The sequence below is a fragment of the Streptomyces viridochromogenes genome (assembly GCF_001270495.1).
Taxonomy (GTDB): Bacteria; Actinomycetota; Actinomycetes; order Streptomycetales; family Streptomycetaceae; genus Streptomyces; species Streptomyces viridochromogenes_A.
In genome coordinates this window covers 1-14,205 of the sequence record NZ_LGUR01000264.1, presented here as the reverse complement: position 1 = coordinate 14,205, position 14,205 = coordinate 1, and the positions used below count along the sequence as shown (strand labels likewise).

Sequence of the window (14,205 nt, the reverse complement as noted above, 5' to 3'; positions counted from 1 at the left end):
GCCCCAGCGTCGACCGGAGAGAAGAGCGAAGTTGTCCCCGACCAGCGAGACCGCACAGGGCGGCCGCCGACTCGTCATCGTCGAGTCGCCTGCCAAGGCGAAGACGATCAAGGGCTACCTGGGCCCCGGCTACGTAGTCGAAGCGAGCGTCGGGCACATCCGCGACCTCCCCAACGGTGCCGCGGAGGTGCCGGAGAAGTACACCGGCGAGGTCCGCCGCCTCGGCGTGGACGTCGAGCACGACTTCGAGCCGATCTATGTCGTCAACGCCGACAAGAAGGCACAGGTCAAGAAGCTCAAGGACCTGCTGAAGGACTCCGACGAGCTCTACCTCGCCACCGATGAGGACCGCGAGGGCGAGGCCATCGCGTGGCACCTCCAGGAAGTGCTCAAGCCCAAGGTCCCGGTCAAGCGGATGGTCTTCCACGAGATCACCAAGGCCGCGATCCAGGCCGCCGTGGCCAACCCCCGCCAGCTCAACCAGAAGCTGGTCGACGCCCAGGAGACCCGCCGCATCCTCGACCGCCTCTACGGCTACGAGGTCTCGCCGGTCCTGTGGAAGAAGGTCATGCCGCGCCTGTCGGCCGGCCGTGTCCAGTCCGTCGCCACCCGACTCGTCGTGGAGCGGGAACGCGAGCGCATCGCGTTTCGTTCTGCTGAGTACTGGGACCTGACGGGCACCTTCGCGACCGGCCGCGCGGGGGACTCGTCGGACCCGTCGTCGCTGGTCGCCCGCCTGCAGACCGTCGACGGCAGGCGGGTCGCGCAGGGTCGCGACTTCGACTCCCTGGGACAACTCAAGAGTGCGAACACCCTCCATCTCGACGAGGCGAACGCCCGCGCCCTCGCCGCCGCCCTGGAGCAGACACGGTTCGCCGTCCGGTCGGTCGAGTCCAAGCCGTACCGCCGCTCGCCGTACGCCCCGTTCCGTACGACGACGCTGCAGCAGGAGGCGAGCCGCAAGCTCGGCTTCGGCGCGAAGGCCACCATGCAGGTCGCGCAGAAGCTGTACGAGAACGGCTACATCACCTATATGCGTACGGACTCCACGACGCTGAGCGACACCGCCGTCGCGGCCGCCCGCGCGCAGGTCACGCAGCTCTACGGCGCCGACTACCTGCCGTCCGCCCCGCGGACGTACGCCGGGAAGGTCAAGAACGCGCAGGAGGCGCACGAGGCGATCCGCCCCTCCGGCGACCGCTTCCGCACCCCTGCCGAGACCGGACTGACCGGCGACCAGTTCAAGCTCTACGAGCTGATCTGGAAGCGGACCGTCGCCTCCCAGATGAAGGACGCGACCGGTAACTCCGTCACGGTCAAGATCGGCGGCACGGCGGCCGACGGCCGGGACGTCGAGTTCAGCGCGTCCGGCAAGACGATCACCTTCCACGGCTTCCTGAAGGCCTACGTCGAAGGCGCCGACGACCCGAACGCCGAGCTGGACGACCGCGAGCGCCGGCTGCCACAGGTCAACGAGGGCGACGCGCTCAGCGCCGAGGAGATCACGGTCGACGGGCACGCCACCAAGCCCCCGGCCCGCTACACCGAGGCCTCGCTGGTCAAGGAGCTGGAGGAGCGGGAGATCGGCCGCCCGTCGACGTACGCGTCGATCATCGGTACGATCCTCGACCGCGGCTATGTGTTCAAGAAGGGCACGGCCCTCGTGCCGTCCTTCCTGTCCTTCGCCGTGGTCAACCTCCTGGAGAAGCACTTCGGGCGGCTCGTCGACTACGACTTCACCGCCAAGATGGAGGACGACCTCGACCGCATCGCCCGCGGCGAGGCCCAGTCCGTGCCGTGGCTGAAGCGGTTCTACTTCGGCGAGGGCACAGGTGAGGGCGGCGCCGCCGACGCCGGCAACGGCGACGGGGACCACCTCGGAGGCCTCAAGGAGCTGGTGACCGACCTGGGCGCGATCGACGCGCGCGAGGTGTCCTCGTTCCCGGTGGGCAACGACATCGTGCTCCGCGTCGGGCGCTACGGCCCGTACATCGAGCGCGGCGAGAAGGACACCGAGCAGCACCAGCGCGCCGACATCCCGGATGACCTCGCGCCGGACGAGCTGTCCGTGGAGCTGGCCGAGGAACTGCTGGCCAAGCCGAGCGGCGACTTCGAGCTGGGCAACGACCCGAAGACCGGCCACGCGATCGTCGCCAAGGACGGCCGCTACGGCCCGTACGTCACCGAGGTGCTCCCCGAGGGCACCCCGAAGACCGGCAAGAACGCGGTCAAGCCGCGTACGGCCTCGCTGTTCAAGTCGATGTCGCTCGACACGGTGACCCTTGAGGACGCGCTCAAGCTGATGTCGCTGCCGCGCGTCGTCGGCACCGACGCGGACGGCGTGGAGATCACCGCACAGAACGGCCGCTACGGCCCGTACCTGAAGAAGGGCACGGACTCGCGGTCGCTCCAGACCGAGGAGCAGCTCTTCACGATCACGCTGGAAGAGGCGCAGGCGATCTACGCCCAGCCCAAGCAGCGCGGTCGCGCGGCCGCCAAGCCGCCGCTGAAGGAGCTGGGCACCGACCCGGTGAGCGAGAAGCCGGTTGTCGTGAAGGACGGTCGTTTCGGGCCGTACGTCACCGACGGGGAGACCAACGCGACCCTGCGCTCCGGCGACAGCGTCGAGACGATCACCCCGGAGCGCGGGTTCGAGCTGCTCGCCGAGAAGCGGGCGAAGGGGCCCGCCAAGAAGACGGCGAAGAAGGCACCCGCGAAGAAGACGACCGCCAAGAAGGCCGCCCCGGCCAAGAAGACGGCCGCCAAGAAGACCGCGGCGAAGACGACGACGGCCGCGAAGAAGACGACGGCGAAGAAGACCACCGCGAAGAAGACGGCGGCTTCGAAGTCGGCGAGCGAGGACTGAGCGGTCCTCTCCGCGGCGAGCCGCGAGGGCCGATCGTCGCAACGAGGTCCAACCGGGCTCTTTCGGAGCCCGGTTGAGGGCCCGGTTCTTCACTTTCGGTTCGCAAAACGAACGCCTCGGCATCAGTTTGGTGTCGGGGCGTGCGTACGTTCGGGCGCGCGCGCCGGGCTGTCGGTGGGTCCCGATAGGCTGAAAGCATGACGCGAGCCGAGCAGCCAACGGCCCCCAACACCACCTCCGACGACGCCCTCGCAGCGGACTCCCGCGAGCGCGCCGTCCGCGCCCTGCTGCGCCGACCGCAGCTCAAGCGGCTGTGGAGCGCACAGTTGGTGGGAGGTGTCGGCGACACTCTCGCCCTCCTGGTGCTGATCCTGCTGGCCCTTCAGGCGGCGATCGCCGAAGGGTCGTTCGGCGGTGGGTACCGGGGCGTGGCGTTCGCAGTGGCGACCGTCTTCGGGGTGCGCATCCTGGCGACGCTGCTCTTCGGCGCCGTACTCCTCGGCCCACTGACATCGCTCACCTCCCAGGAGGGCCCGCTCGACCGGCGCTGGACCATGGTCGGCGCGGACGGCCTGCGGGCCGCCCTGCTGATCGTCGCGCCCCTGTGGATCGACTGGACGCCGGACAACGCCCTGGCCGTCCTGCTGGTCACGGTCTTCGTGACCGGCGTGGCCGAGCGCTTCTGGACGGTGTGCCGGGAGAGCGCGGCACCCGCGCTGCTGCCGCCCCCGCCGCCGGAGGGCGCGACCGTACGACCGCTGCCGGACCACATGGACGCCCTGCGCCGCCTGTCACTGCGTACCGGTTTCGTGGCGATCCCGATGGCGGCCGCCGCGCTCGTCGCCGCCGCCCTGCTCAACAACCTGCTCGGTACCGGACTCGACTGGTTCGACCAGCACCAGGCGGCCCTCGCGTCGTACGTCGCGGCCGGACTGTTCGCCGCCTCCCTGTCCGTGCTGACCTTCCTGGAGCTGCCCGACACGCGCACCCCGCGCGCGCGGTCGCCGCTCGAAGGCATGCGCCGCCCCAAGACGGGGTCGGGCGTCGACAAGGGCCGTACCGGCGCGATCCCGCTGCTGGTGACGGCGTGCGCGGCCGTGGCCGGGGCGGTGTCCGCCGGGGTGGCCGTGGCAGTGCTGCACGCCAAGGACCTGGGCGGCGGCCCGGTGCTGTACGGCCTGCTGGTGCTCGCGCTGACCGGCGGAGTGGTCGTCGGCATCCGTACGGCCCCCTCCGTGCTGCCCGCCCTGTCGCGGCGCCGGCTGCTGGCCCTGGCGATCGCCTTCACCGGTGTCGCGCTGCTGGCCGCGGGACTCGTCCCGGACGTCACCACCGTGCTGCTGATCATCGCGCTGGCCGGGATCGGCGCGGGCGTGGCCGCCAACACCGGGCACACCCTGCTCGACCAGGAGGCCGAGGAATTCCGGCGCCCGCGCACGACGGAGCACCTCCACGCGGTCGTACGCGTGTGTGTGGCGCTCGGCGCGGTGATCGCGCCGCTGGTGGCCGCGCTGATCGGGCCGCACCGGCTGGAGAGCGGCAAGTTCGTCTTCGCGCACGGCGGTGCGGCGTTCACGCTGATGCTGGCCGGGGCGTTGCTGCTGCCGGTGGCCGCGCTGGTGCTGGCCAAGGTCGACGACCGTTCCGGCGTGCCGCTGCGCCAGGACCTGCGGGACGCGCTGCTCGGCGGGGACGACCCGGAGCAGGTGCCCATGACGTCCGGCTTCTTCATCGCCCTGGAGGGCGGCGACGGCGCCGGTAAGTCCACCCAGGCCGAGGCGCTCGCCGAGTGGATCCGGGGCAAGGGCCACGAGGTCGTCGTCACGCGCGAGCCGGGGGCGACGCCGGTCGGCAAGCGACTGCGGTCGATCCTGCTGGACGTGTCGAGCGCGGGCCTGTCGCACCGCGCGGAGGCGCTGCTGTACGCGGCGGACCGCGCGGAACACGTCGACACGGTGGTCCGGCCCGCGCTGGAGCGCGGCGCGGTCGTCATCTCGGACCGGTACGTCGACTCCTCCGTCGCCTACCAGGGGGCGGGCCGCGACCTGTCGCCGACGGAGATCGCCCGCATCAACCGCTGGGCGACGAACGGACTCGCACCCCACCTGACCGTGCTGCTCGACGTCTCGCCGGAGATCGCCCGCGAGCGGTTCACCGAGGCGCCGGACCGGCTGGAGTCAGAGCCGGCGGAGTTCCACGCGCGCGTGCGCTCCGGGTTCCTCACGCTGGCCGCCGCCGACCCCGGGCGCTACCTGGTGGTGGACGCGGGCCAGGAGCCCGAGGCGGTGACGACGGTCGTCAGGCACCGGCTCGACCAGATGCTGCCGCTGTCCGAGGCCGAGATCCAGGCCCAGGAGGAAGCGCGCCGCAAGGCCGAGGAGGAGGCCCGCCGCAAGGCCGAGGAAGAGGCCGCCCGCAAGGCCGAGGAGGAGCGCCTGGAGCGCGAGCGCCAGGAGCAGCTCGCCCGGCTGCGTGCGGAGGAAGAGGAGCGCAAGCGGCGCGAGCTGGAGGAGGCGCAGCGGCGCGAGGCCGAACGGCAGGCGGAGGAGGCCCGGCAGCGGGCCGAGGAGGCACGTCGTCGGGCCGAGGAAGAGCGGCAGCGGCTTCTCGCCGAGGAGAAGGTGCGCGCCGAGGAGGAAGCGCGCCGCAAGGCCGAAGAGGAACGCCGCCGCAAGCAGGCCGAGGAAGAGGCCCGGCTGCGGGCCGAGGCCGAGGCACTGCGCCTGGAGAAGCAGCGCAAGGCCGAGGAGGCCCTGCTGCGTGCCGAGGAGGCCCGGCGGCTCGCGGAGCAGGCGGCCGCGCAGGCCCAGGCGGGACCGAGGCCCACGGCGCCTGACGCCGGGGCTGCCCCTGGGGACGCGATGACGGTTCCGACTCCGGTGGTGACGCCGGGAAGCGCGCCGAGCAGGGCGTCGGACGAGACGACCGTGCTGCGGCCGGTGCGCGGTCAGGAGCCGCGGGAGACGGGTGACGAGCGCTCTTCCGGTGACGGCCCTTCCGGGGAGCGAGCTACCGGTGGCCGCGCTGGTGGCCGGGCTTCCGGGGAGTCCGAATCCGAGGTGACGGCGAAGCTTCCGCAGCCGCCGGTGCCTTCGGGGGCGGCTGACGAGACGGCGGTGCTTCCGCCGGTGGTGCCCGGTGCAGCCGACGAGACCGCTGTGCTGCCGCCGGTTCCTCCGGGGGCGGCCGATGAGACGGCGGTGCTGCCTTCCGTGTCGGGGGAGGAGCGTGCGGATCGGGTTCCGCCGGAGTACTTCCGCGACGAGGTCCGCGGCGAGGAACGTACGCGCGAGATGCCGCAGGTCGACGAGGCGGGGGCGCCCCGGCGCAGGGCTCGGTCCGACTGGGCCGAGGAGACGCCGCTGGATGATCTGCCCACGCTGGCGGACGAGCTGCTGGGGCCGCGCGAGGACGAGTACGACGAGGACGGGGGCCGCGGGCGGGGCCGCCGGCGCTGAGGTCGGTTGGTACCGGGGTTTGGGCGCCGCTGAGGTTGGGCGGCGCTGCGGCCGGTTGCTGTCAGCTGGGCGGGGTTGACGACCGGTGCGGTGCGGCTGGTCGCTCCTCGGCTCGGCTGGGTCGCTCGCCGGGCCGGCCCGCTCCGGCGCCCGTTGTCAGTGCCGCCCCGCACAATGGATCCCGCACCGCGAAATGTGAACGAAGGGCGGCGTGACCCATGAGTGTGTGGGACGACCTGGTGGGGCAGGCGAGGGTGAGCGAGCAGCTGGATGCCGCCGCTCGGGACGCCGATGCGCTCGTCACCGCCGCTGCCACCGACGTGCCGCCCCCCGAGGCGTCCAAGATGACGCATGCCTGGTTGTTCACGGGCCCGCCCGGCGCGGGGCGGAACCAGACGGCGCGGGCCTTCGCCGCCGCGCTGCAGTGCGTCAGCCCTGACCGGGCGCTGGGCGGTGCCCCCGGATGCGGTTTCTGCGACGGATGTCATACGGCACTCGTCGGCACGCACGCCGACGTCACCACCGTCGCCGCCGTCGGCACCCAGATCCTCGCCGACGACATGCGGGACACCGTCCGCAAGTCGTTCACCTCGCCGGCGAACGGGCGCTGGCAGGTCATCCTCGTCGAGGACGCCGAGCGGCTGAACGAGAAGTCGGCCAACGCCGTCCTCAAGGCAGTGGAGGAGCCCGCCCCCCGCACGGTCTGGCTGCTCTGCGCCCCGTCCATCGAGGACGTCCTGCCGACCATCCGCTCCCGCTGCCGCCACCTGAACCTGAGCACGCCCTCGGTCGACGCCGTCGCCGACATGCTCGTAAGGCGGGAAGGTATCGAGCCCGCCGTTGCCGCCGCCGCGGCCCGCGCCACCCAGGGCCACGTCGACCGGGCCCGCCGCCTGGCCACCGACCCGGCCGCTCGCGAACGCCGGGCCGCCGTCCTCAAGCTGCCCCTCCGGCTCGGCGAGATCGGAAGCTGCCTGAAGGCCGCCCAGGAGCTCGTGGACGCCGCCGCCGAGGACGCCAAGCAGCTCGCCGAGGAGATCGACGTCAAGGAGACCGACGAGCTGAAGGCAGCGCTGGGCGCGGCCCAGGGCGGCCGGATGCCGCGCGGCACGGCTGGCGTGATGAAGGATCTGGAGGACAAGCAGAAGCGGCGCCGTACTCGGACGCAGCGCGACAGCCTCGACCTCGCCCTGACCGACCTCACCGCCTTCTACCGCGACGTCCTCGCCCTGCAACTGGGCTCCCGTGTCGCCCTCGCCAACACCGACGCCGAGGACGCCTTGGAGCGCCTCGCCCGCGACAGCGCCCCCGAGTCCACACTCCGCCGTATCGAGGCGATCGCCGCCTGCCGTGACGCCCTCGACCGCAATGTGGCGCCGCTGTTGGCGGTGGAGGCGATGACCATGGCGCTGAGAGCGGGCTGAACGCGGGCGGAACGGGTCCGGGGCCGCTGTGATCAACAGGAGGTTGACCGTGTAACACGTACGAGCCGTGGCGTGCACGCAGGGCATTCAATCCGCTGCGCAGAGTTACGCTCGCCTGATGTACACCAGGTCCAGCTCTCCAGCCAGCCCAGACCCGGGCGCCAGCGGGCGAGGCCCGCGCAACCGTCGCTCGAACGTCCGGCGCAACGGCACGGTCGGCACGCTCCTCGCCGCAACCGCAGCCGCAGCCGCACTGCTCGTCTCCGCCTGCACCTCCGGCGGTGTGACCAGCGCGACGAAGTCGGGGGGCCCGGTGGCCGGGGCGGCACTGGCGGCGCTACCGAGGTCGACGCCGGCCGCGCTCGCGCCGTACTACGCGCAGAAGCTGACCTGGCGCGGCTGCGGGGCGCCCGGCTTCCAGTGCGCCACGCTGAAGGCGCCGCTCGACTACGCGAAGCCGGACGCCGGGGAGACCCGGCTCGCCGTGGCCCGCAAGAAGGCGACGGGACCGGGCAAGCGGCTGGGGTCGCTGCTCGTGAACCCCGGCGGTCCCGGCGGTTCGGCGATCGGCTACCTCCAGCAGTACGCGGGGATCGGCTATCCGGCGGAGGTGCGTGCGCAGTACGACATGGTCGCGGTCGACCCGCGCGGAGTGGCGCGCAGCGAGCCGGTCGAATGCCTCGACAGCCGGGCGATGGACGCGTACACGCAGACGGACTTCACGCCCGACGACGCCAAGGAGGCCGGTCGGCTCGTCGACGCGTACAAGAAGTTCGCCGAAGGCTGCGGCACGGACGCGGCCGGACTGCTCCGGCATGTCTCCACCGCCGAGGCGGCCCGGGACATGGACCTCCTGCGGGCGGCGCTGGGTGACGAGAGGCTGACGTATGTGGGGGCGTCGTACGGGACCTTCCTCGGGGCGACGTATGCCGGGCTCTTCCCGGACCGGGTGGGCCGGCTGGTCCTGGACGGCGGGATGGACCCCTCGCTGCCCGCCCGCCGGTTGAACCTCGACCAGACGGCCGGCTTCGAGACGGCGTTCCAGGCGTTCGCCCGGGACTGTGTGCGCCAGCGGGACTGCCCGCTGGGCAAGAAGGTGAGCGACGTCGGCAAGAACCTCAAGGCCTTCTTCAGGGAGCTGGACGCGAAGCCCATCCCGACCGGCGACGCGGACGGCCGTAAGCTCGGCGAATCCCTCGCCACGACGGGCGTGATCGCGGCGATGTACGACGAGGGCGCCTGGGCGCATCTGCGGGACGCGCTGTCCGCGGCGATGCGGGAGAACGACGGAGCGGGCCTCCTCGTCCTCTCCGACAGCTACTACGAGCGCGACGCCGAGGGCCGCTACACGAACCTGATGTTCGCCAACGCGGCGGTGAACTGCGTGGACCTCCCGCCGGCCTTCTCCACCCCCGAGGAGGTCCGCAGGTCCCTCCCCGCCTTCGAAAAGGCGTCCCCCGTCTTCGGTGAGGGCCTCGCCTGGGCCACCCTGAACTGCGCGTACTGGCCGGTGGCGCCCACCGGCGAGCCGCACCGCATCGAGGCGAGGGGCGCGGCCCCGATCGTCGTGGTCGGCACCACCCGCGACCCGGCGACCCCTTACCGCTGGGCCCAGTCCCTCTCCCGCCAGCTCTCCTCCGCCCGCCTCCTCACCTACGAGGGCGACGGCCACACCGCGTACGGGCGGGGCAGCTCCTGCATCGACCGGACGATCAACGCGTATCTCCTCCGGGGGACGCCGCCGAGCCGGGACAAGCGGTGCTGACGGCCGGTGCCCGGCAGCCGGTACTGATGAGCGGGGCCCACGGCCGGTACTGATGAGGGCCGACGGCCGCCGCGAACCGCCCCGGAGCGCCGCGCTCCGGGGCCGGGGGAGGGCTGGGAGGGCCCTGGAGGGGTTGGTACGGAGCACCTCGGAAACTGTGTAGACTTACCGACGTTGCTGATCGCACCATAGTGCGGACGGCGCGCCGCCTTAGCTCAGATGGCCAGAGCAACGCACTCGTAATGCGTAGGTCTCGGGTTCGAATCCCGAAGGCGGCTCCACTCAAACCCCAGGACGGATTAGCTCCGGCCTGGGGTTTCGTCGTTCAGCGGACGTGGCGACGACGCCGGGCGCGCTCCGCACGGGTATCGGCGGTCTCAGTTCTGGTCTCAGTTGGGCCCGGAATCGGCGTTGATGGCGCGGGTATGAAGAACTCGCCCATGCGCCGCATGGCGTCCTTCGACAGGTGAGATCGGCCCTTCACGTACCGGCGGGTCTGACTGATCTGGGTGTGCCGCAGGATCTCCATGATCGTGGGCATGTCGACGCCGAGCTCATTCAGGATTGTGCCGGCAGTGTGGCGGCTCCCGTCGTACAGGCGGCGGTCGTCGATGCCTGCCTCCCTGAGTAGCTCCTTGAACTCCTCGTAGTCGGCGCGCGGGTCGAGCGGGCGCCCGTCCGGCCGAGAGAACACGACGTCGTGCTCTTGCCACAGTTCCCCGGCGGCGGCCCGCATCTCCTCCTGCTGGGCCCTGTGGTCGTGCAGGAAGGGGGTGAAGACGGGTGGGATCGGGACGGCGTTCCGGCTCTTCTTGGTCTTGGGGCGAGTGAAGACAAGTCCGCCCTCCTTGCGTTCCGGGCAGGCGCTCGCGTGCTTCGTGCAGGTCTTGGTGCACGGCTTTGGGCAGCCCCGCTTACAGCCCTTGTGCGTGGTGCAGTCCGGAGGGCACGGCTCGAAGCGGTGCAGGCGCGCCCCACAGGCGTGCGGGTCGTCGCAGCCGTGTCGCCAGGTGAGGCGCTGTAGCTGCCACTCCGGGCGGAACAGCTCCGCTTCCAGGTCGACGTGCGACCACCGAAGGCCGAGCGTCTCGCCCTGTCGGAACCCCATGCCGACACCCGACGATCCAGCGCATGAAGGTCGGTCGCTTCGAGACGGCTTCGAGGAACGCCTTGGCCTCTTCCTTGGTGAAGGGGTTGGCCTCGGTGTCGTCGATGCTTGGCGGGTCCACGAGCGTTGCGACGTTCTCGCCGACGATGCGGCGACGGTGGGCAATTTTCAGGGCGCGGGAAAGGATGCGGTGCACCTTCACGACGTGCGACGGGGCGTGACCGGCGTCGAGCATGGCCCGGTACATCCGCTCCAGGTGCTCAGGCTGCAGCTTGTCGATGCGGTGCTTGCCGACGCCGGGATGATGTCGTTGCGGGTCTTCGACCAGTAGTCATCGAGCGAGCGCGGCTTGAGCTTCAAGCTCGCGATGTCGGTGAGGTAGGTCTCCATCCACGCGGCGACCGTCGGCTTGCGGCCTGCTGCGGGCGCGCGCCCCTGGTCGCGCAGGCGCTCCAACTCCGCGTTGGCGAAGTTGCACAGCCGCAGCAGGAGATCGATGCCTTTGCCGTCGGTGTCCTTGGCCGGCAGGGGCGGTTCCCCGGTGAGCTGGGTGCGCCGCCAGCACACCTCGCGCGGGTCCGGGATGGCGATGTCCCAGCCGGTGGGGTGGATGCGGACGGACCGCCCGTCACTGCGGCCCAGGTCCAGCCATGTCGCCCCGTCGAATCCGGGGGCCACGCGGATGTGGACGGGCTGCACTTCCTCAGACAGCGCGAGCGCTTCGATCAAGTCCAACGCCTCCTTGAGCGCGGTCCCGTTGAACATGCCGACCCCGTCCTTGAACAGCCCGACCATGAGCTCTTGCCGGTGGCTGCCCGTCGTTCCCTGGGAGCGGATCGGACGGGCCACAGGGTGGCCATTCCTCTGCGCGTACACGGTTCCCTCAGCGGTGCGGAAGTACCGGAAGTGCTGCTGCGCGTAGTCGGCGATGACCACGCGCGCCGGAGTCTTCTCGTCCTCGGACATGGCTACAGTCCCAACCTGGTACGGGCGTTGGTCCATGAGTCGGTGCAGTGTCGAGGCGATTCGCCCTTGGCCTGAGCGGCCCTGAACAGCCGCGCGATGTGGGCCTCGGTGAGACAGCCGCAGCGGCCATGTGTGGACAGCACGGCGAGGAAGGTCCGGTAAGCCGTGGTGTGGATCGCCTCGCGGGCTTCGGTGATGCGCTGCTCGGCCATGGCGATGCCACGCTCCAGGTAGGCGGGCGTGCGGTGACGGCACTCCCCGCCACCTGCCGGTGCGGGCACGGTGAGGCCCTGCGGCGCCGGCCGGAGCGGGGCGGGCTTCACGGCCAACGCGCGCACGGCGTCCGGCAGGGCAGTCGTGGTGCCGGTGCCGGGTCCGAGTCAGCGGGCGTAAGCCATTGTGGACTTGATGTCGACGCCCTCACGGACGGCGTTCGCGGAGCGCATGGTGCCTCGGTAGATCCAGTGCTCACCGCGGGTGGTGCCCACGGTCTGGGTGGCGGGCAGTGTCTCGCGGGCCCAGGCGATGGCCGCCGCGTTGTCGAGGTCTACGACGGTGAGGTCGGCGCCGCCGGGGTGGTAGGCGACGGCCACCGCTTCACGCCAGGCCGATGCCCACGCGGGCGAGGTGAGCACGGTCGGGTCGGTGGTGGCGGCGGCCCAGCCGTGGCAAGGCGCCGGGCAGGTGCAGGGGCTGGGGTTCTTCATGTTCGGCCGCCCGCCGCAGGCGCCGTCCGCGCAGTTGCGGCAGTTGCCGAACGGAACCTTGCCCTGCCGCAAGGGAAGCGGCGGCACTCCCGCTTCGGCGAGCATCAGAGCCGTGCGCAGGGCAGCGGACATCGCGCTCATGCCGCCACCTCCAGCGTGGGGGCGAGAGCGGCGAGGTAGGCGCGGCCGATCCATTCGGTGTAGGCGGGCGGGAGGGCCTCACGCAGCCGCAGATGATCGGTGGACCAGTCGATGCCCTTGGCCCACCGGATGTCCTCCACGGTGGCCTTGCCGCCGCCCTTGCCGTACGCGGCCACGTAGGGGCCGTCGTGGTACTCGCCGTGACGCCAGCCGCGCACTCGCCCGCGGCCGGGCTCTACACGGACCCCGGACATGTGATGCAGTACGACGACGGCAATTCTCGGTGTAACGCTGTGTTATGTCGCCGTGTGTGCTGCCTCGCCGTTCGTCCAGCCGAGCTCGCTGACGATGCTCGGGGCGAGCGCGTAGGCCTCCTCCGGCGTGGGCCACGGCCAACTGGAAGCCGAAATGGCCGCCGACTTCCGCGCCTACTTCGTCGGCGACGGCTCCGGCGCCCGGATCATCCGCAGCGTCTACGTCGACGCCCCGAACGTCGACCGGATCGCCCGGCGGGCCCGCAAAGCACGCGTCGCGGCGAGCGCGTCGGCGGACGCCTGCACGAGGTTGCGGGATCTGCCCCGATCTGCGCCTTCACTATCTCCGCGACCTGCAAGAAGGTCCCCCGAGGGCTGGCCTGCTGAGACACCCGCGCTCCCTCCACGTCTCACGTCGTCTGGCTCAAGCTTCCCGTGCTCGGCGCCGGGCCCGGTGGCGCACGCCGAGGGGGTGTGGCCACCCTGGAGGAGAGGGGTAGTACGAGAAGGGGCAAGATCATGACTGCCTGGCCCAGAACCCTGGCTCTACTTGCGTGCGCAGCGACACTGGGGGCTACCAGCTTCGCAGGGACCATGACGGGGCAGGACCCAAATGACATCGAGGACCTTCCTGCCGAGGAGATCGCCCTAGAGGCGCACAATGCCACTGAGGTCGTAGGCCTCCGAGCAAAAGGCAAGATGACGTTCTGGTCAGAGCAGATACGAATGGACCTTGCCTTGAGCCCTCAGGGGGACTGCGCGGGAACAATTGAGCAAGGTGGGAACACGGTCGAGTTGATCAGGGCTGATGACGCCTCGTACCTGAAGGGTGACGCGGACTTCTGGAAAGCGGCTGACGTCGATAGCGACATGGTCAACCAATTCGCGGATCAGTGGGTGAAGATCTCCGACCAGTTGGAAGGAGCGGAGGACTTGGTTGAATTGTGCGCCTTGGACAGCATGCTTGAGCCCGTCGTGCTCAGCGATCTCATAGTCGGTGGTCCTGGGGTGGCCAAGGGCGAAGTCCACAAGATCGATGGGAAGTTGGCGATTCCAGTCACAGCGAAAGACGGCGATGTCATGGTGAGAATTGAGGTGGCAACAGAGGGTGAACCGTACATCCTCAAGCTCACCGAGACCGGCAGCGACGAGCCCAGGGATGTGGCGTTCAGCGAGTTCAACAAGCCGATCAAGGTAAAGGCACCAGACGTCGAGGACGTCATCGATCTAGTGCCGTGACCGCATAGGTTCGCCAGGTTGCCCGTAGGGATGGGTGGCCCTATGCGCTCTCGCCGCGGTAAGGGCACGAGGGCAGCGTCTCGTCGGCGTGCGGTGCAGATGCGGCTGGATCAGTTTTGATGGAGGCTGGGGCTATGTTGGCTTGTGCGTCGATGCCCTATCGGCTGGGCGGCTGGGAAGAGGGCGTCGAGTTGGCCTGATTCCTTGGAGGGCTGCATGGCCTTTGACGCTTCAGGGGAGTCGCCCGAACCCGTAGGTAGGTCACCAGAGCCACCAG

At 70.6% G+C, this 14,205-nt stretch carries 5 protein-coding genes, 1 tRNA gene and 3 pseudogenes; 6 read left to right on the top strand and 3 right to left on the bottom strand.

Translation table 11 applies throughout. The features are described from left to right. The first annotated feature begins 31 nt into the window (after window positions 1-31). From topA to ADK36_RS43270, 5 genes are all read left to right on the top strand, one after another. Complete coding sequence (gene topA, locus ADK36_RS43290) at window positions 32-2,866, top strand: type I DNA topoisomerase (protein ID WP_048586716.1); 2,835 nt, start codon at window positions 32-34, stop codon at window positions 2,864-2,866. 197 nt (window positions 2,867-3,063) lie between these two features. Then, complete coding sequence (tmk, locus tag ADK36_RS43285) at window positions 3,064-6,324, top strand: dTMP kinase (RefSeq protein WP_053201524.1); 3,261 nt, start codon at window positions 3,064-3,066, stop codon at window positions 6,322-6,324. A 218-nt stretch (window positions 6,325-6,542) separates the two neighbouring features. Beyond that, window positions 6,543-7,748 carry a DNA polymerase III subunit delta' gene (locus ADK36_RS43280; RefSeq protein ID WP_048586714.1) on the top strand — a complete coding sequence of 402 codons (1,206 nt, stop codon included), beginning with the start codon at window positions 6,543-6,545 and terminating at the stop codon, window positions 7,746-7,748. Between the two features lie 118 nt (window positions 7,749-7,866). Next, a complete protein-coding gene (locus ADK36_RS43275; RefSeq protein ID WP_078942541.1) occupies window positions 7,867-9,513 on the top strand; it encodes an alpha/beta hydrolase in 1,647 nt (548 codons plus the stop codon). A gap of 204 nt (window positions 9,514-9,717) precedes the next feature. Further along, window positions 9,718-9,794 (top strand) — tRNA-Thr (locus ADK36_RS43270). 44 nt (window positions 9,795-9,838) lie between these two features. On the opposite strand, the pseudogene ADK36_RS51715 reads toward ADK36_RS43270, so the two are convergent. The 3 pseudogenes from ADK36_RS51715 to ADK36_RS43250 all read right to left on the bottom strand — a co-directional run. Continuing rightward, window positions 9,839-11,587 (bottom strand): annotated as a pseudogene (locus ADK36_RS51715) (tyrosine-type recombinase/integrase). 2 nt (window positions 11,588-11,589) lie between these two features. Then, window positions 11,590-12,435, bottom strand: a pseudogene (locus tag ADK36_RS43255) (DNA primase). Further along, window positions 12,432-12,662 (bottom strand): annotated as a pseudogene (locus ADK36_RS43250) (DNA methylase); the annotation flags it as partial. The pseudogenes ADK36_RS43250 and ADK36_RS43255, both read right to left, overlap by 4 nt. 621 nt (window positions 12,663-13,283) lie before the next feature. On the opposite strand from ADK36_RS43250, the gene ADK36_RS43245 reads away from it, so the two are divergent. Then, window positions 13,284-13,928 carry a hypothetical protein gene (locus ADK36_RS43245; protein ID WP_053201520.1) on the top strand — a complete coding sequence of 215 codons (645 nt, stop codon included), beginning with the start codon at window positions 13,284-13,286 and terminating at the stop codon, window positions 13,926-13,928. The last annotated feature ends 277 nt before the right edge of the window (window positions 13,929-14,205 follow it).